Genomic DNA, 18381 nt, shown 5'->3' with positions numbered 1-18381 from the left:
TATGGCAGATTTTTTCTGGAATACCGCCGCTTTCATCGTTGCCTTAGGTATTCTGGTCACCATCCATGAGTTTGGCCATTTTTGGGTAGCAAGACGTTGTGGTGTTAAAGTGCTGCGTTTTTCGGTCGGTTTTGGTCCTTCCATTTATACCTTCAGGGCTAAAGACGAGACGGAATACACACTGGCGGCCATCCCGTTAGGTGGGTATGTCAAAATGCTCGACAGTCGCATTGAAGATGTGCCCACTGAGCAACAACATTTGGCGTTTAATTATCAATCCGTTTGGAAACGCATTGCCATTGTGGCGGCGGGCCCTGCGGCCAATTTCCTGCTGGCTATCGCGGCATTTTGGTTGGTTTTCATACTGGGGACGACCTCGGTCAAGCCTATGGTGCCAGAGGTCGCGGATAATTCTCCTATTGCTCAAGCACAAATAGAAACGCCCTTTGAAGTGATCGCCATTGGTGACACCAAAACGCCAGACTGGCAAGAAGTCAATCTCGCCTTGGCCGGCTACATAGGTGAAGATCAACTGACGCTATCCTATATTGACCCTTCCAGTAGCCGAGTCAAAAAGGCAGATATTGATTTGACGGATTGGCAATTCGATCCTAAACAAATCTCGCCCATTGAGAGCTTTGGCTTTAAACCTTATCGCCCGAAAGTACATTTAGAGATTGCACAAATTACCCCAGACTCGGCGGCGCAGCGAGCACAGTTACAGCAGGGGGATATTTTTGTTGCGGCAAACGGGCAGCCGCTAGCCGATTGGCAACAATGGGTCGACATTATTCGCGCGCATCCTGAAATGGCATTGTCCGTCACCATCGAGCGTCAAGGCTCGCTCATTGACGTTGAACTGGTGCCAGGTTCAAGGGAAGATAATAATGGGCAACTTATTGGCCATATTGGTGTCTCACCCGTAGTGGATAGTTACCCAGAGTCTTATATTGTCACCACACAATACGGACCATTGGCGGCTTTGGGTAAAGGAATCGAGAAAACCTGGGGACTCACTAAACTGACATTTGACACCTTAGGTAAGTTGATCACAGGGACGATTTCAATCAATAATCTCAGCGGCCCGGTTTCTATTGCTAAAGGTGCAGGGGCAAGTGCCAGCTATGGTTTAGTGTATTTTTTGGGATTTGTCGCACTTATCAGTGTTAATTTGGGTTTAATCAACTTATTTCCGCTCCCAGTACTTGATGGCGGCCACTTGCTTTATTACTGTATAGAGCTTATCAGTGGTAAGCCCGTTCCTGAGCGGATCCAAGAAATTGGTTTTAGAATCGGTGGCGCTTTTATTTTACTCTTAATGAGCGTCGCGCTGCTCAACGACTTCAACCTGTTATAGGTTATAGGGCATAAAGGAAAAATAATAACAAAATGGCTAAACGCAGATTATTTACTCCCAGTTTGATCATGGGGGCATGCTTATTTTCCCATTCGGTGTTTGCAGATTCATTTACCGTTGAAGATATTCAGGTAGAAGGATTGCAGCGTGTCACCTTAGGTGCAGCGTTATTGAATTTACCTATCCGAGTGGGTGATGAGGTAGATGCTTTTACCCTTTCTCAAGCGGTTAAGTCTCTTTATAAGTCAGGTAACTTTGAAGATGTTCAAGTCTATCGTGACAATGGCCAGCTTATTATCAAGGTGCTAGAGCGTCCGACCATCAGTAATATTGAGCTGTCGGGCAACAAAACCATCAAGGAAGAAGAATTAAGAGAAACCTTAAAATCATCAGGTGTGCGTGTGGGTGATGCTCTTGATCGCACTTCTCTGTCCAATATAGAAAAAAGCCTTGAAGATTTTTACCACAGCGTAGGTAAGTACGGCGCTAAAGTGACCGCCATTGCCACGCCATTGCCGCGTAACCGCGTGGATTTAAAGTTCAACTTTGTTGAGGGCCGCAGTGCACAAATTCAACAAATTAACATAGTGGGTAACACGGTTTTTGACGAACAAGACTTACTTAAGCAGCTTGAACTGACCGATAGCGCACCTTGGTGGAATTTCCTCGCTGATCAAAAGTACCAAAAGCAAAAGTTGGCAGGCGATCTTGAAACCTTGCGCAGCTATTACCTCGACAGAGGTTACATTCGTGTCAACATGAACGAAACGCAAGTGTCGATGACTCCTGACAGAAAAGGCATTTACATCACTGTAAACTTAAATGAGGGAGAGAAATACACCCTTAAAGACGTGGCCATCACAGGTAATTTGTTAGGCAAAGAAGAACAAATTAACCAGCTGGTGGTGCTTAAGTCCGGTGAAACCTACTCGGGTGCAGATGTTACCAATACAGAAGAGATCATTAGCAAGTTTTTGGGGCGTCACGGTTATGCATATCCTAAAGTGACCACCTACCCAGAGGTGAACGACGACGATAAAACGGTCTCGTTAACCATCTCGATTGATCCTGGGCAACGTATTTATGTTCGCCGAATCAATATTAGCGGTAACCAAGAAACTAAAGACGTGGTGCTGCGTCGTGAAATGCGCCAAATGGAAGGCACTTGGCTATCCAGTGAAAATGTTGAGCTATCACGTTCACGTTTGAACCGTCTCGGCTTTTTTGAAACCGTTGACATCAATACCACGCGGGTGCCAGGCCGTGACGATTTGGTGGATGTTGAAGTTAACGTAAAAGAACAAGCCGCAGGCTCCATTAATGCGGGTATCGGTTTTGGTACCGAATCAGGTTTGAGCTTATCGGCAGGTGTGCAGCAAAATAACTTCTTGGGTTCAGGTAACAAAGTTGGGATTAACGCATCCCTTAACGACTATTCGAAAAACGTCGACCTCGATTACACTAACCCTTATTTCACGCGAGATGGCGTGAGTGCCGGTGGCCGTATTTTCTATTCCGACTTTGAAGCGGGTGAAGCGAACATTGTTGACTACAACAATACCACTTATGGCATCAGGGGTAATCTGGGCTTCCCAGTTGACGAATACAACCGATTGAGTTTTGGCATGGGGCTTGAGCGTAATAAGATTTCGCAGCTTAAAGCCTATGCTCAGGTGCAACAATTTTGGGAAATCTACAAGAGTGAGCTTGAAGACGATGGCTCGGTGTCATTTGATACCTTAGATTTCACCGCCAGCTGGACCCGTAACACCCTTGACAGAGGTCAGTTTGCCACATCAGGCTCATACCAATCTCTTTCCGGCAAAGTGACAGTACCAAGCTCAGATTTACAGTATTTTAAAGTAAGCTATGAGATCCGTAACTATAATCGCATCAGCGACACTGGGGATTGGACTTTCCTTACGCGTGGCCGGTTGGGTTATGGTAACGGTTATGGCAAAATCGATGGCAACGACCAAATTCTGCCATTTTTTGAAAACTTTTATGCTGGCGGCTTTTCAAGCGTTCGCGGGTTTAGAAGTAATACCATAGGTCCAAAAGCGCTGTACTTGGCAAATGATAACGGTAATAGTAGCGTGGTCGCCACGGATGATTCCGTGGGTGGTAACGCCATGTATACCCTAAGTACAGAGCTGATTGTCCCAACCCCGTTTATTGATGAAGGGTATGCAAGACAAATCCGCACCAGTTTCTTTATTGATGCCGGTGAGTCATGGGACACCGAATTTAATACCAATTGGGCTAATTTAGACAACTGTATTAAAAACTGTAGTTACATTGACGATTATTCTAAACCGGGCCGAGTGCGCGTATCAGCAGGTATGCAGATACAATGGCTATCGCCCATGGGACCACTTGTATTTACGTTGGCACAACCTCTCAAAGAATATGATGGCGATAGAACGGAATTTTTCTCGTTCAATATTGGCCAAACGTTTTAATTATTATTTTGCAAAGGAGTCATCCATTGAAACAGTTACTTAAAGCTGCTGGACTAAGTTTAGCCTTGATCGCGGGTACGTTTTCTAGCGCAGCCATGGCAAATGATAAGATCGTTGTGGTCTTTCCTGCTGAGATCTTTCAACAGCTGCCACAAAAAGATCAGGTTGTTAATCAGCTTAAGAAAGAATTTCAACCGCGTATTAATGAGCTAAAAGCCCTTGAAGGAAAGATTAAAAGTAAGCGTGAGAAGTACAAACGTGATGCTGAACTGATGAAAGAAGGTGATCGCACTAAACTAGAGCGTGAATTAGACAGCTTAGGTGCTGATTACCAATTGAAGGTCAAAGCATTCGAAGAAGACAACCGTCGTCGTCAAGCTGAAGAACAAAACAAGATCCGTGAAAAAGTGATGAAAGCGATTGATGCCGTAGCGAAACGTGAAGGTTATGACATCGTTCTTAACGGTGAAACAACTGTGTTTGTTGAGCCTTCACTTGATATCTCTGATAAAGTTATCGCTGAAATCGGTAAGAAATAAAGATGGTGCAGATAACCCTTGCTGAACTTGCACAAAGCATTGGCGCAACATATCACGGTGATGCAGATTTTGTGATCCAGGGTGTGGCGTCTCTTACCAGTGCAGGGCCAACGGATGTGGCTTTTTTCTCAAATCCTAAATTGGCCGATCAGCTAATGCGGTGTCAAGCAGGGGCAGTTATCTTGCCTGAGCAAGCTTTGCCGCATTATCAAGGTAATGCATTAGTCATGGCAAATCCTTATTTGGGATTTGCTTTAGCCGCACAAGCACTCGATACCACGCCGTCACCATCGGAGGGTATCGCCGCCAGTGCGGTCATAGACAGCTCTGCTAAACTGGGTAAAGGTGTCACCGTCGGAGCTAACGCTGTTATTGAAGCGGGTGTAGAAATCGGTGATAACACCGCCATCGGTGCCGGTGTGTTTATTGGTAAAGACGCTAAGATTGGTTTTCATGGCCGTATCTGGGCTAATGTCTCTATTTATCACCGAGTTGAAATTGGCGATAACGCAGTGATCCAAAGTGGCGCTGTGATTGGCTCAGACGGTTTTGGTAACGCACCAGATCAAGGCAAGTGGGTCGAGATCCCTCAGTTAGGCTCGGTTGTGATTGGCAACAATGTCCGAATAGGCGCCAATACGTGTATCGACCGTGGGGCCCTTGAAGACACGCGTATAGATGATGGTGTGGTGATAGATAACCTCTGTCAAATTGCCCATAACTGTGAGATTGGTGAAAACACCGCCATCGCGGGGGCGGCAACCTTTGCTGGTAGCCTTAAAATCGGTAAAAACTGTATGGTCGGCGGCGCCGCCGTGGTCAACGGCCATATGGAAATTTGTGATAATGTGATTATCACGGGTATGGGGATGGTCATGCGACCAATTGATAAACCTGGCGTTTATTCATCTGGCATTCCACTTCAAACCAATAAAGAATGGCGTAAAACCGCTGCTCGAACCATGCGTATCGACGATATGCATAAACGTATAAATCAATTAGAAAAACAGCTTGCTGCTCTGGCAAGCGATGCTAAGGAATAACTTTTGAGTAACGAATTAAACCAACTGCAAATTAAAGAAATCATGGATTTTCTACCCCACAGATATCCATTTCTATTGGTTGATCGCGTTTTGGATTACAAAAAGGGTGAAACCTTACACGCCATTAAAAATGTGTCGTTTAACGAGCCACAATTTACCGGCCACTTTCCAGATACACCGGTTTTCCCTGGCGTGATGATTTTAGAAGCCATGGCACAAGCCACCGGTATTCTTGCGTTCGCGACTCATGGTAAGCCGCAAGACAACGAATTGTATTTCTTAGCTTCAATTGATAATGCGCGTTTTCGCAAGCCAGTTGTGCCGGGCGATCAGTTAGAGCTTTTCGTTGATTACCTCAAGGAACGTCGAGGTATGGGTAAATTCAGCTGCGTAGCCAAGGTTGATGGTGAAGTAGTATGTAGCGCCGATATCATGTGCGCGAGACGAGAAATCTAAATGACAGCAAACATTCACCCAACCGCGATCGTTGATGAGAGCGCAGTCTTAGCCGCTGGTGTTGAAATTGGACCTTATTCCATCATAGGCGCCCATGTTGAGATAGGTGAAGGCACTTGGGTTGGACCCCATGTGGTTATCAAGGGTCATACCAAAATTGGTAAGAACAACAAGTTCTTCCAATTTGGCAGCATAGGTGAAGATTGCCAAGATCTAAAATATGCTGGCGAAGAGACTTACCTTGAAATAGGTGACAACAACACCTTCCGTGAAAGTTGCACCATTCACCGTGGTACTACCCAAGATAACAGCCTAACCAAAATTGGTAACAACTGTTTGTTTATGGTTAATGCCCATGTCGCTCATGACTGCATCATAGGCAACTATTGTATCCTTGCTAACAACGCCACTCTTGCGGGTCATGTTGAGCTTGGCAATAACGTTATCTTTGGCGGCATGTCGGCTATCCACCAGTTTAGTAAAATTGGCGATCACGCCATGATCGGTGGTTGCTCTGCGGTTAACAAAGACGTACCGCCTTACTTTATGGCAAGCGGCAATTATGCCGAAGCTCATGGTATCAACTCGGTGGGTTTGAAACGTCGCGGCTTTACCAGCAGCCAAATCATGGCGATAAAGCGCGCCTTTAAGGTCCTATGTCGTAATGGCAATACCTTAGAAGAAGCCAAGGTACTGCTAGAAGACATGGTGAAAGAATCACCTGAAATCAAACCCATGTTGGACTTTATCAGCGTCAACACGCGCGGCATCGTTCGTTAACATGAGTCGTCCACTACGGATAGGTATCATCGCCGGGGAAGTTTCCGGCGATATTTTAGCTGCCGGTTTAATCAAATCCCTACGTCAACGCCACCCCGATTTAATTGTTGAAGGCATCGCCGGACCTGAAATGATAGAGCAGGGCTGTAACGCTTTGTTTAATATGGAAGAGCTTTCCGTGATGGGGTTTGTTGAAGTCTTGGGCAAACTCAAACGCATTTTGCACGTGCGCAAAGCCATCACCGAGCATTTCCTTGCCAATCCACCCGATATCTTTATTGGCGTCGATGCACCGGATTTTAACCTCACCGTCGAGCTTAAACTCAAGCAAAGCGGTATTAAAACCATTCATTACGTCAGTCCTTCGGTGTGGGCGTGGAAGCAATGGCGTATTCACAAAATCGCCAAGGCGACCAATTTAGTATTGGCATTTTTACCTTTCGAAAAAGCCTTTTACGACAAATTCAATGTCCCTTGTGAATTTGTTGGCCATACCTTGGCCGAGCGTTTACCCCTAGTGCCTGAGCGTGAAGCCAACCGAACCGAGCTAGGCTTAGATTTAAATGCGCCGACACTGGCCTTGTTGCCCGGCAGTCGCCACGCTGAAATTGAGCTGTTAACGCCTTATTTCTTACAAGCGGCTCAGCAGCTCAAAGCAAAATACCCAGACTTGCAGTTGGTTGTGCCCATGGTGAACGCCAAACGCCGCGCGCAATTTGAGCAAATCAAACAACAAATCGCGCCTGATTTAGCCATAGCGATAGTTGATGGCCAAGCGAGTAAGGTATTACAAGCGGCCGATTATGTGTTGTTAGCATCAGGAACAGCAGCGCTAGAAGCCATGTTGGCTAAGTGCCCTATGGTGGTGGCTTATCGGGTTAATTGGCTGACATATCGTATTGCTAAGGCCCTAGTGAAAAGCAAATACGCCTCGTTACCTAATTTACTTCACGATGGCCCACTGGTGAGAGAGTTGCTGCAATACGATTGCACGGTAGACAATATTGTTACTGAGCTTGATAAATTAATAGGCCAAGATAACAGCGCACTTATTAACCGCTTCACCGAGCTGCACCAAATGATCCGCTGTAATGCCGACGAAAAAGCGGCAGAGGCGGTGATCCAAGTCTTAGCGGACAAGGCGAATTAGCGTATAATCCCTTGCCTAAATCTATGGTGAGGGAAGTAAGATGGATCCAGTTGTTTATCCTGAAAATGCATTAGTAGCAGGCGTTGATGAAGTCGGTCGCGGCCCTTTGGTTGGCGACGTGGTCACCGCTGCTGTGATCTTAGATCCCAACAATCCCATCCAAGGCCTTGCCGATTCAAAGAAGCTTTCGGAAAAAAAACGCCTCGCGCTGTTTGACGAAATTCAGCAAAAAGCCTTGGCCGTGTCTATTGGTCGTGCCAGCCCAGCCGAAATTGATGAAATTAACATACTTCACGCCACCATGCTGGCGATGCAGCGCGCCGTCGAGGGCTTAAAGATCACGCCAGAATATGTCTTCATTGATGGTAATCGTTGCCCAAAGCTGACCATGCCGTGTGAAGCGGTAGTGAAAGGCGATGCACGCGTGGCCGAGATCAGCGCGGCTTCCATCATTGCCAAGGTGACTCGAGATCAAGAGATGGCCGAGCTGGATCAGCGCTACCCAGAATTTGGCTTTGCCCACCATAAAGGTTATCCAACCAAGGCACACTTTGCGGCACTGGAGCAGCACGGCATCACGCCGTATCACCGTAAATCATTTAAACCAGTACAAAAAATCATGGAGCAGCAAGACTAGTCATGGCCGATCCAAAATTTGTCCACCTGCGGGTACACAGTGATTTCTCTATGGTTGATGGCCTTGCCAAGATCAAGCCCATCGTTGGTCGCGCCCAAGAATACCAAATGCCCGCCATCGCCATTACCGATCAAACCAACTTGTGCGGCTTGGTTAAATTTTATGGCGCGGCCCATGACGCTGGCATCAAGCCGATTATTGGGGCGGACTTTTGGGTACAAAGTGACGAGCTAGGCGACGAGCAGTTCCGCTTAACCGCGTTAGCCATGAATAATCAAGGCTACAAAAACGTTACCCTGTTGATTTCAAAAGCTTACTTGCGCGGCCATGTGCAAGGGCGGCCAATAATTGATAAATCTTGGCTGGTAGAGCACAGTGAAGGGGTGATCTTACTCTCAGGTGGCCGCATGGGCGATGTGGGCAAGGTTTTACTCAAAGGCAATAAAGACTTAACCCAGCGCTGCGTCGAGTTTTATCAAACCCATTTTCCTGATCGTTACTTTTTAGAATTACTGCGCACCGAGCGACCCGATGAAGAAGCTTACCTGCACATGGCGGTGGAGCTCGCGCAGCAACAAGACTTGCCCGTGGTGGCCACCAATGAAGTGGTTATTTTAGATAAAGATAAATTCGACGCCCATGAAATTAGGGTGGCTATTCACGATGGCTACACCCTGATGGACAAAAACCGGCCACGTCTTTACAGCCCAGAGCAATACCTTAAAACCGAAGAGCAAATGTGTGAGCTGTTTGCCGATATTCCTGAGGCGCTGCAAAACTCGGTGGAAATCGCTAAACGCTGTAACGTCACCGTGCGCTTAGGGGAATATTTCTTGCCCGATTTCCCCACTGGCGGTATGCCGATAGAAGAATACTTTTGTAAGGTGTCGTGGGAAGGCCTAGAAGAGCGCTTAGACTTCTTATTTGATAAAAACAGTCCTGACTTTGCCGAAAAGCGCAAACCTTATGACGAGCGTCTGCAAATCGAGCTAGACGTAATCAACCAAATGGGATTCCCCGGCTACTTCTTGATCGTAATGGAGTTTATCCAGTGGAGTAAGGATAACAATATTCCCGTAGGGCCGGGGCGGGGCTCGGGTGCAGGCTCGTTAGTGGCCTATGCACAAAAAATTACCGACCTTGATCCCCTTGAATTTGACTTACTGTTCGAGCGCTTTTTGAACCCAGAGCGGGTATCCATGCCCGACTTTGATATCGACTTTTGTATGGACCGACGTGATGAGGTCATCGATCACGTAGCCGAGCTATACGGGCGTGATGCGGTATCGCAAATCATCACCTTTGGTACCATGGCGGCCAAGGCGGTTATTCGTGACGTGGGGCGGGTATTAGGCCATCCCTATGGTTTTGTTGACCGGATTTCAAAACTCGTGCCGCCCGATCCGGGTATGACTTTGGCCAAAGCCTTTGACGCAGAGCCAAAACTTCAAGAAGCCTACGATGGCGACGAGGAAGTGCGCGATCTGATCGACATGTGTCGCATTCTTGAAGGTTGTACCCGAAACGCCGGTAAACACGCGGGGGGCGTGGTGATTTCCCCCACCACTATTACGGATTTTGCGCCCCTTTATTGTGACTCGGAAGGTAAGTTCCCGGTTACCCAGTTTGATAAAAACGACGTCGAATATGCTGGCTTAGTTAAGTTTGACTTCTTAGGTCTTAGAACCCTAACTATCGTGCAGTGGGCGCTGGACATGGCCAATGCCCATAAAGCCAAACGCGGTGAAGCGCCGATTGATATCGCGCGGATCCCTGTCGACTGTCCAGCGTGTTTTCGCACCCTGCAAAACTCTGAAACCACGGCGGTGTTCCAGCTGGAATCCCGCGGTATGAAAGACTTGATCAAGCGTCTACAGCCCGACTGTTTTGAAGACATGATCGCTCTGGTGGCGCTATTTCGACCTGGGCCGCTGCAATCGGGCATGGTAGATAACTTTATCGAGCGTAAGCATGGCCGTGAGGAAATCTCATACCCTGACGCGACCTGGCAACACGACTCGTTACAGCCCATTCTTGAGCCGACCTACGGCATCATCTTGTACCAAGAGCAGGTAATGCAAATCGCGCAGGTGCTCGCGGGTTACACCCTAGGCGGCGCGGATATGTTACGTCGTGCTATGGGTAAGAAAAAACCCGAAGAAATGGCCAAGCAGCGCGCCGGCTTTGAAGCGGGCGCGGTGAAAAACGGCGTTGATGGCGAACTGGCCATGAAGATCTTTGACTTGGTAGAGAAATTCGCCGGTTACGGTTTTAACAAATCCCACTCAGCCGCTTACGCCTTGGTGTCCTATCAAACCCTATGGATGAAAACCCATTATCCGGCGTATTTTATGGCCGCGGTCATGTCGGCCGATATGGATAACACCGACAAGATAGTGACGCTGGTTGATGAGTGTGAGCGCATGGGCTTGCCTTTATCACCGCCGGATGTGAACACAGGTTTATACAAGTTTAACGTGGCCGACGATGGCTCTATTGTTTACGGTATTGGCGCGGTAAAAGGGGTTGGTGAAGGCCCGATTGAAGCCATTATTGCCGCCCGTGATGCGGGTGGGGCGTTTAAAGACCTATTTGATTTTTGTGCGCGTGTTGATCTGAAAAAAGTGAATCGCCGCGTACTTGAAAAACTCATTATGTCGGGTGCCATGGATAAACTCGGACCCCATCGCGCCGCATTAATGGCCACCTTGCCCGATGCCATGCAAGCGGCTGCGCAACATGCCGCCGCAGAAGCCCATGGCCAAAGCGATTTATTTGGCGTGTTAACCACCGAGGAAGCCGACGTCCAACACGCCTTTGCCAATGTCCCGCTATGGCCCGATAAAGTGTGGCTGGAAGGGGAAAAAGAAACCTTAGGTTTATACCTTACCGGACATCCTATTAACCAGTACTTAGGTGAGCTGCGTAATTATACCTCGGGACGCCTAAAAGACATGGTGCCGACCGATCGCCATAAAAACACCTCGGCGGCCGGTTTAGTGATCGCGACGCGGGTGATGATGACCAAACGCGGCAAAAAAATGGGCCTATTAACCCTAGATGATAAAAGCGCGCGCCTTGAGGTGATGTTGTTTTCCGATGCCTTCGATCAATATGAATCACTGATTCAAAAAGATAAGATCTTAGTGGTCAGTGGCCAAGTCAGTCACGACGATTTCTCGGGCGGGTTAAAACTCACCGCTCGCGAAGTGTTGGATCTTTCCCAAGCCCGGGAAAAACACGCCAAAGGTTTGCACTTGCAGCTTAAACAATCGCAAATGGACAAAGACTTTTTCCCGAAATTCACCGATACGCTCGCGCCCTTTAGTGGCGGCATTTGTCCTATTACCATCAGCTATGAAGGGGCAACCGCCACGGCTGATTTAACACTAGGTACTCAGTGGCGTGTTACCCCGGCCGATGAATTAATGGATCAATTAGACTTACTTTTAGGGCCTAATCAAACCAAATTGGTGTTTCATTAATGGTGTTTTATTAATGGTGTGTACAGGGGCAATCACTGCGCATCGCGCTTATCAAGCCTTAGCTAAGCACTGCAGGGCGCACCCCAGCGCGCAGCGTCTAATAGGCTTAAGTGGCGGCTTAGACTCAGTCGCCTTGCTACATTTGTTAGTTGAGCTGAAAAAACATGTGCCGTTTGAGCTCACCGCCTTGTATGTGCATCATGGCTTAAGTGCCAACGCCGATGTGTGGCTCGATTTTTGTCAGAAGCTTTGTCTTAGTCTGAATGTGCCCTTTATGGCCGAGCGGGTTAATTTGGGTGATATGCAAGGTGAAAGCATCGAAGCACTGGCGCGTGATGCCCGCTATCAAGCCTTTAGCAAACATTTACCTGCTAGCGGTCAGCTGCTTACCGCGCAGCATCAAAACGATCAGGTGGAAAGTTTTATCCTAGCGGCGAAGCGGGGCAGTGGGGTAAAGGGTTTAAGCGCTATGCCACTTATCAAACCCTTTGCCAACGGCAGCCAGCTTAGGCCGCTTCTTGAAATCAGCCGAGCAGAATTAGCGCAGTTAGCCAAGGCGCAAGGCTGGCAGTGGGTCGAAGATGAAAGCAATCAAAACACCCAATTTGATCGCAACTTTATCCGCGCTGAGATCATCCCTAAACTCACCGAACGCTGGCCCGGCGTACTCACGGCCATCGGTCGCAGCGCACGGCTTTGCGCCGAGCAGCAAACCTTGCTCACTCAGCTATTACAAGACGAACTAGCGCGATTTCAAAGCCCGCAGGGCGCATTGCAAATCGAGCCACTAACGCAGCTTGATCCCTTGCGCCGGCAAGCCATTTTGCGCCAATGGATCGACACACATGGCTATTCATTACCGTCTGAAGTGCGCCTCAAAGAAATCTGGGACAACATCGCCCTAGCGCGTGAAGATGCACAGCCCATGTTAGCCTTTAAGGGCTATCAAGTGCGCCGATATTTAGGGCAGTTATACTTGGTTAAGCCCGAAAGCAGTGTGCCTGCGCACTTAATTGTGCCCCTTGAAGCGGTGCAGTTAAACTCACTCCCTTGCGGACAGCAGCTCAAGCTGCAACCAAGTGTTCAAGGCGAGCGGATTAAACTCCCTCAAGCCCCATTAACTGTGCGATATCAACTGGCAGGCAGCCATAAGCTCACCCCGGCAGGTCGCAATGGTTCACGCAGTTATAAAAAGCTGCTACAAGAATACCAAGTGCCACCTTGGCTTCGCGCTCAAATACCCATCATCTTTGCTGGCGAGGAGGTGATAGCAGTAGGTGAATTGTTTATCTGTCAGCCTTGGCTAGCCCAAGCGGATGAAGCTGGGCTTAGCCTTATTTGGAAATTACCTGTTGAATGATGATATTCCCGCAACTAGCAGCCTGTTTGCCTATCAAGCTACACAGTTAGATTTCCCACTGTGGGAGCGGAATTTATTCCGCGAAATAGCGCGCTGAAATCTTATTGAGCCATGCGGTTATCAATCCTTAGTGAGCAAGGCGTCATACCACACATCCTCATAATCATCAGCCACTAAGAATCGGTAGCCCGTAGGCAATGCTAAATATGGCTCAATTTCAGGTAAGTATTTGTTTATATGGCTTACATGCAGTGGCTTGAAAAAATCAGCTTCTTGACCCATTGTTTCACCGCACCAGATATACCAGCCAGAGGTGCCGTTTTCGGCTACAAGACGCAAGCCATTGATTGGCAATTGACCTAAGGTCTCCACAGCAAGACCAAGCTTATCGGTTTCACTGCAAGGCGCAAACTCGGCGTTAAATTTGCGACAGATTTCCTTTTGATTGGTCAGTTCTTTTTTTACTGCTGGAAGATCCTCTTTAGGCATGACGATGAACCCCTTTAGTACTACTTTTGACACCCTATCTCTCACTGCGAAAAACGCATTGTGTAGACTTTGATTTTTCGTTTAATCGGTCCTGAATTCACCGATTTTTCAGTGTGTTGAATCTTGTTGTTAATGGGGCAGCTTTTTTAGGGATTTTATATATGGCGATACTGAGCCATCCCATCCACACTTTATGCAATGGCTGCTGCTGAATTCATGTTGGCAATTCTCATAGCCGTATAAGTGATGCGAGCATTCAGGGCACATATGTGACATCTGCGATGAACTTGAAAAATACAAGCTGCCGCACTCACTACATTCTTTAGTTTCTTTCACAGGGTTCATCGTAAATTTATTAGTCCCCTGTGATTGTTAGGCATTGGTTTACTTGGTAAATCAGATTTAAACGAAACACCATGCAGTTCACCAAGGTAGTAATTCATAACTCCATCTTTTTGCATACTATCGATTCTTCTTAGTTTTGAAAGAGTCGATTCTGTGGTAATTCTCATTAGCTTGTGACCATAGATTTCAACTCGATCTTCAGAAAATATCATACTGCCGTATACCAATTCGGTATCGCCTTTTAAAGGGATAAGCTCCACCGTCAAAGCATACATAATTTGTGCCCAGCCAATTTTTAATACCAGCTCACCTTGAGCGCAACTACAAACGGCCTTGAGAAAATATGATTCATCAGCAAAAGATCTTTTCTGTTCTTTAACTACGGTCCAACTCATATAAGACTCCTAACATTGTTTAAGCCAACGTTATTAATAAGCCATCGAACCACGGCTAAGGCAAATGTCAAAAAGCAATTTATGCTCAGACATATAGCCAAGTTAAAGCGTAAACACTCATTAAAATATTCATTTTATTTTACGCTGTAAGGCACAAATCATTGATTTTCAAAAGAATTACCCTTAATCAAATGATTCACATAGTCGAAAGCCTAATGGGGTAATTGGGCCTAGAGAATGCCTTCGGGTACAACGGGTTAAATCGAAGTGACCATTGAAGCCTCCACCTCTAGTGATAGGGTGTTTTGGATCAGCTTGGCTAAAACCATCTTCGATAAACACACCACCGGGATAAGGTTCATATAAAGAGCTGGTCCACTCTTCGACATTACCTGCTAGGTCATAGACGCCATAACAAGATCTAGACTCTTTAAAGCAACCCACGGGGGTAGTGGTTATTAGCCCTAATTCCAATGAGTTACAAAACTCTTTATTAAATTTATCACCCCAGATAAATTGCTGGTACTGCTCATTGCCTGTAGCGACTTCCCATTGGACTTCACTTGGCAAACTAAATCTACGTCCTGTCTTTTGACTCAACCAGTCACAATATTGGTTAGCTGTCGATTTACTAATGCTATAAACAGGGTGGTTGCTTCGCGATTGTGGAAAGCTACCATTTTGCCAACTCGAGGGGATCTCTGCATCTGGGTTGTCATTAATGAAGTGAAGATATTCAATATTGGTCACTAGATACTGACCAATGGCGAATGCTGACAGTTTACAACTAAATCTTGGCGTTTCTTTTTCTATCCATGATTTGCCAATACCAATTTTCTCCATTTCTTGCATTTCTGTGTCTAAATCATTCAGGTCTAAGCCTAATTGATAGTCTCCAGCTTGTATCCTCGCCATCTTGGGCTTTAGGGGATCTATCCTAGGATCAAGTAAAATGGCAAGCTGATTTAAAATGCAAAGTCGTAATTTAAAAGGTTGTTGGTCTATGAGCGCTTGGCAGTCACTTGGGTTGTTCAAGACCTCAGATACAAGTTGATTGCACTGTTTGGCCTCTGCAATGGATAAAGACTGGGCACTGCCGGTATTGGCTGCATCTCTACCAGCCGCTTCAAGTACCATTTTATTGTTTTGTTGATAGATAAATTCCATTATTCACCTTGTTGGCGTTGCGACCTAGGATTGCTAGATTTACTCATCACGTTTAACAATCTTCAGCCGTGTTTTGCAAGTTATGTGTCTGCCGCTTTTAAAAGAACGTTTAGAAGTATACTTAAACTTGGTTTCGCACACTGGGCAGGTAACGACATTGTTATTCGAGTTGGTAGCGACTTCTAATACCCCTCTTTCTTCTGCCGCCTTCATTTTCTCACGCTCTTTTTTCTCAGCTTCTTTAAGGCTTAACGAAAAAAGGGTCTCCCCCCATAGATGGTTGCAAGAATTACAGCACCACCGAGGGTTATCAGGGGTTATTTCACACCCACCAAGAATCACAGTACCTTGCTCCAATTCTCTATCTAGCTCTGGAGTATACATTGGCATACCGTAAAGAAAGGTTGCTATGTCGTTACTACCGCAGGCTGGGCATGCTAGTCGTTTCATTTTACACCCTGTGAATCTTACGCCGCCTTAAGCGATGAGTAATTGTTGGCTAAAATGTGTAGCGAAGCGGAACCGAGCCAACTGTTACGAATCCGACTTTAAGGCTTAGTTATAGGTTGCTCACTATTACTGTTACTAGACAGAATAATGACCGTAAAAGCTATCAGCGGAATATTTGTTGTTACAGGGTTGAACGCCTCGATTAATAGTTGAGGTTGCAACGCTGCAACCGCTAAAAGCAAGCCAACCAAAGCAATAATATTTAATAGTAATACAACTCTAACTTTGTAAAAAAAGAAAAATATTACTCCCCAAATAACCTCTGAAATTCCCGCCATTTTAATAAATGTGTAAGTTAGCTCATTTCCAAAACCGATACTTCCTGACATCAATTGTTCAAGCGGTGCTATCTGTATTAGCTTTGGAGCTAGACCATGATATAACCACGCAAAGGTAATTATGAATCTAGCGATTTGAACTGCAGTCACATATTCTCCTAGACGTATTACGCCTGCGATACAGAACGATTTTAGATGGCTGCGTTTTTGCAGCCCCTTCGCAAAAACAAAGACAGCTTAAAGCGCTCCTGTACTTGCACTTGTTAAGCGATTTTACGCGCATATGTTACGGCGCCATAAGTAGTTATTAATGCCACCAGAGCAACGATAATGAATGCCATTGGTAGAAATAGCATATTATCACTTGCACCTAGCCACCTTGGAATAGGTAAGGGTAATACAAGGTAACCTATGACTGGTGATAAACCATACGTTATTAAAACAGCCAAAATACAAGAAGAGCGAGAGCTGATCCATACACCGGCATGACGAAGCACGTATATCTGGCCAAGTGACGCGAGTACTAATGGCGGCAAATACCAGACGGAAGTGAGTACGACTAATTCTAACGGTAAAATGTGATGTTCACTCATACGCTTAACGCCTTGTTATGCGACAATTACTGGAAGTCGATTTTGTGTCCCAATTTCCAGCATTAACTTTTGCATCTTACTCACAGACAAAGATCTCTGCCCATTTTTCTGCATTTTACCCGCATTGTCCCAAGCGAGTTTGCCCGGACCATTGTAAATTGTTTCACTTGAACCAGATGGTAAAATTTTTAAGACTAGCAGGTGCTCAGGCTCCGAACGTAATCCAATTAATTTACTTTGAGTTGCTTTTACTTGTACTAATTTACCACAAGGGCTTTTGCCGTCATGTGTTTCAACAGATGCAGGAAATAACTCTAATCCATAATGATACTCAGCTAACACCTCGCCTATGCTTCCAACTAAATGACCATCAGGTGTGAAATGACGACCAGGGAACATTGCCTCCAGCTCATTTACTATTTCGTACAACTTCCGAATTTTCTCAGGGATTTGCTTTACACTACTCATCTATTACTTCCGAACATAATTTTTCTATTGCCGCATAACGCCCAATTCTAGCGAATCTCCACAAAATATCTTTCGCTATCAATTATGTGTTTGTACTGAAATAAAATAAGCTTCCATCTTTCTCTGTAGCTGGCCTTTCTATTTCCCCAGCTTCTAACGCTTCTGCCAACCATCTTTTTATATCTTCAGAAGTTATTGATGGGTAAGTGTTTTTTCGATCATCAACAAATGACCATAACCTCCAATAATCGAACCCATCGATTCTACCATTCGAACCGTAGTCGAAGTCGACAACTTCAGTTTCAGTGATATTTACAGCGCACCCTATTCCATGAAAAAAGTATTTTAACTTACCATCCAACATACCGACTTGCTTAATTGGAGGCCCCCAGTTATGAGGTTCATCTGTATTCAAGTGGGTTTTCAATAGCTCATTAGCTATTTTAACTTTACCTTGAAAATCACTAATTATTTTACTTAGATTCTGGTTCATTCAGATTTACCCAAGTCCTTGCAAGATGCACTTGTTAGGTTTCTTTGACTACTCATCATACGGCGTAAAGTTTATACCATAACCAAAAGGATTTTCTTTTGGTGGTTCCTCTGGTTCTGTTTTATAGACTTCAATTTTTCCGTTAGCTTCAAAACCAATTTGCCTGCCAATTACTTTAAGCATATCTGCAGATTGATCTGAGTTGATTGCCCAAGTCTTAATTGCCATAAATGCTGGCCCCTTGCGACAGGGCGAGATCTAACATTATTAGTAAGGTCTAATTGCTGATAATTTATGCACTATGGGCGTTTTATGAGCTTATTTTTCCTTTTCCTAGAAAATCATATATTAAATTGAACTAACTGTATTTTCAG

At 45.9% G+C, this 18381-nt stretch carries 18 protein-coding genes; 10 read left to right on the top strand and 8 right to left on the bottom strand.

Annotated features, from left to right (window positions below; genetic code table 11):
- Position 1: 1 nt before the first annotated feature.
- Genes rseP through tilS form a run of 10 tightly spaced genes read left to right on the top strand, consistent with a single transcriptional unit; the run spans position 2 to position 13269 of the window.
- Positions 2-1357 carry a sigma E protease regulator RseP gene (gene rseP, locus K6Y21_RS08295; RefSeq protein WP_233071376.1) on the top strand — a complete coding sequence of 452 codons (1356 nt, stop codon included), beginning with the start codon at positions 2-4 and terminating at the stop codon, positions 1355-1357.
- A gap of 32 nt (positions 1358-1389) precedes the next feature.
- On the top strand, positions 1390-3819 hold the full coding sequence (gene bamA / locus K6Y21_RS08290) for an outer membrane protein assembly factor BamA (protein WP_233071375.1): 2430 nt from the start codon (positions 1390-1392) through the stop codon (positions 3817-3819).
- Between the two features lie 26 nt (positions 3820-3845).
- Entirely contained in the window at positions 3846-4358 is a 513-nt protein-coding gene (locus K6Y21_RS08285) for an OmpH family outer membrane protein (protein ID WP_233071374.1), read from the top strand.
- A gap of 2 nt (positions 4359-4360) precedes the next feature.
- A complete protein-coding gene (gene lpxD, locus K6Y21_RS08280) occupies positions 4361-5401 on the top strand; it encodes a UDP-3-O-(3-hydroxymyristoyl)glucosamine N-acyltransferase (RefSeq protein WP_233071373.1) in 1041 nt (346 codons plus the stop codon).
- Between the two features lie 3 nt (positions 5402-5404).
- Positions 5405-5857: a 3-hydroxyacyl-ACP dehydratase FabZ gene (fabZ, locus tag K6Y21_RS08275; RefSeq protein ID WP_233071372.1), complete on the top strand. Its 453-nt coding sequence runs from the start codon at positions 5405-5407 to the stop codon at positions 5855-5857.
- Positions 5858-6637 (top strand): acyl-ACP--UDP-N-acetylglucosamine O-acyltransferase, encoded by a 780-nt coding sequence (gene lpxA / locus K6Y21_RS08270; RefSeq protein ID WP_233071371.1) that lies wholly within the window; start codon positions 5858-5860, stop codon positions 6635-6637.
- A 1-nt stretch (position 6638) separates the two neighbouring features.
- Positions 6639-7787 carry a lipid-A-disaccharide synthase gene (gene lpxB / locus K6Y21_RS08265; RefSeq protein WP_233071370.1) on the top strand — a complete coding sequence of 383 codons (1149 nt, stop codon included), beginning with the start codon at positions 6639-6641 and terminating at the stop codon, positions 7785-7787.
- 40 nt (positions 7788-7827) lie between these two features.
- Positions 7828-8424: a ribonuclease HII gene (rnhB, locus tag K6Y21_RS08260; protein WP_233071369.1), complete on the top strand. Its 597-nt coding sequence runs from the start codon at positions 7828-7830 to the stop codon at positions 8422-8424.
- Between the two features lie 2 nt (positions 8425-8426).
- Positions 8427-11909, top strand: a complete 3483-nt coding sequence (gene dnaE, locus K6Y21_RS08255; RefSeq protein ID WP_233071368.1) for a DNA polymerase III subunit alpha — start codon at positions 8427-8429, stop codon at positions 11907-11909.
- A 13-nt stretch (positions 11910-11922) separates the two neighbouring features.
- The gene (gene tilS, locus K6Y21_RS08250) at positions 11923-13269 is read left to right on the top strand and encodes a tRNA lysidine(34) synthetase TilS (protein WP_233071367.1); all 1347 of its coding nucleotides are present in this window, start codon (positions 11923-11925) and stop codon (positions 13267-13269) included.
- Between the two features lie 120 nt (positions 13270-13389).
- On the opposite strand, the gene K6Y21_RS08245 is transcribed toward tilS, so the two are convergent.
- The 8 genes from K6Y21_RS08245 to K6Y21_RS08210 form a co-directional block, all read right to left on the bottom strand.
- Positions 13390-13791 carry an immunity protein Imm33 domain-containing protein gene (locus tag K6Y21_RS08245; protein ID WP_233071366.1) on the bottom strand — a complete coding sequence of 134 codons (402 nt, stop codon included), beginning with the start codon at positions 13789-13791 and terminating at the stop codon, positions 13390-13392.
- Positions 13792-14099: 308 nt separating this feature from the next.
- Complete coding sequence (locus tag K6Y21_RS08240; RefSeq protein WP_233071365.1) at positions 14100-14498, bottom strand: hypothetical protein; 399 nt, start codon at positions 14496-14498, stop codon at positions 14100-14102.
- A 183-nt stretch (positions 14499-14681) separates the two neighbouring features.
- Positions 14682-15665 carry a formylglycine-generating enzyme family protein gene (locus K6Y21_RS08235; RefSeq protein ID WP_233071364.1) on the bottom strand — a complete coding sequence of 328 codons (984 nt, stop codon included), beginning with the start codon at positions 15663-15665 and terminating at the stop codon, positions 14682-14684.
- 39 nt (positions 15666-15704) lie between these two features.
- On the bottom strand, positions 15705-16115 hold the full coding sequence (locus tag K6Y21_RS08230; RefSeq protein ID WP_233071363.1) for a hypothetical protein: 411 nt from the start codon (positions 16113-16115) through the stop codon (positions 15705-15707).
- Between the two features lie 98 nt (positions 16116-16213).
- Entirely contained in the window at positions 16214-16603 is a 390-nt protein-coding gene (locus K6Y21_RS08225) for a DoxX-like family protein (RefSeq protein WP_233071362.1), read from the bottom strand.
- 458 nt (positions 16604-17061) lie between these two features.
- The gene (locus K6Y21_RS08220; protein ID WP_233071361.1) at positions 17062-17514 is read right to left on the bottom strand and encodes a DUF6998 domain-containing protein; all 453 of its coding nucleotides are present in this window, start codon (positions 17512-17514) and stop codon (positions 17062-17064) included.
- 82 nt (positions 17515-17596) lie between these two features.
- Positions 17597-18007, bottom strand: a complete 411-nt coding sequence (locus K6Y21_RS08215) for a DUF6896 domain-containing protein (protein ID WP_233071360.1) — start codon at positions 18005-18007, stop codon at positions 17597-17599.
- 48 nt (positions 18008-18055) lie between these two features.
- On the bottom strand, positions 18056-18235 hold the full coding sequence (locus K6Y21_RS08210) for a hypothetical protein (RefSeq protein WP_233071359.1): 180 nt from the start codon (positions 18233-18235) through the stop codon (positions 18056-18058).
- Positions 18236-18381 lie beyond the last annotated feature (146 nt).

This window comes from Motilimonas eburnea (assembly GCF_021295345.1).
Classification (GTDB): domain Bacteria; phylum Pseudomonadota; class Gammaproteobacteria; order Enterobacterales; family CBDFNC01; genus Motilimonas; species Motilimonas eburnea.
This window is presented reverse-complemented; position numbering and strand designations above follow the sequence as displayed.

Bases quoted from the DNA above. Each gene is read 5' to 3' on its own strand.
- rseP (WP_233071376.1), top strand. From the start codon at position 2: ATGGCAGATTTTTTCTGGAATACCGCCGCTTTCATCGTTGCCTTAGGT.
- bamA (WP_233071375.1), top strand. From the start codon at position 1,390: ATGGCTAAACGCAGATTATTTACTCCCAGTTTGATCATGGGGGCATGC.
- lpxD (WP_233071373.1), top strand. From the start codon at position 4,361: ATGGTGCAGATAACCCTTGCTGAACTTGCACAAAGCATTGGCGCAACA.
- lpxA (WP_233071371.1), top strand. From the start codon at position 5,858: ATGACAGCAAACATTCACCCAACCGCGATCGTTGATGAGAGCGCAGTC.
- lpxB (WP_233071370.1), top strand. From the start codon at position 6,639: ATGAGTCGTCCACTACGGATAGGTATCATCGCCGGGGAAGTTTCCGGC.
- rnhB (WP_233071369.1), top strand. From the start codon at position 7,828: ATGGATCCAGTTGTTTATCCTGAAAATGCATTAGTAGCAGGCGTTGAT.
- dnaE (WP_233071368.1), top strand. From the start codon at position 8,427: ATGGCCGATCCAAAATTTGTCCACCTGCGGGTACACAGTGATTTCTCT.
- tilS (WP_233071367.1), top strand. From the start codon at position 11,923: ATGGTGTGTACAGGGGCAATCACTGCGCATCGCGCTTATCAAGCCTTA.
- K6Y21_RS08240 (WP_233071365.1), bottom strand. From the start codon at position 14,498: ATGAGTTGGACCGTAGTTAAAGAACAGAAAAGATCTTTTGCTGATGAA.
- K6Y21_RS08235 (WP_233071364.1), bottom strand. From the start codon at position 15,665: ATGGAATTTATCTATCAACAAAACAATAAAATGGTACTTGAAGCGGCT.
- K6Y21_RS08230 (WP_233071363.1), bottom strand. From the start codon at position 16,115: ATGAAACGACTAGCATGCCCAGCCTGCGGTAGTAACGACATAGCAACC.
- K6Y21_RS08220 (WP_233071361.1), bottom strand. From the start codon at position 17,514: ATGAGTAGTGTAAAGCAAATCCCTGAGAAAATTCGGAAGTTGTACGAA.
- K6Y21_RS08215 (WP_233071360.1), bottom strand. From the start codon at position 18,007: ATGAACCAGAATCTAAGTAAAATAATTAGTGATTTTCAAGGTAAAGTT.
- K6Y21_RS08210 (WP_233071359.1), bottom strand. From the start codon at position 18,235: ATGGCAATTAAGACTTGGGCAATCAACTCAGATCAATCTGCAGATATG.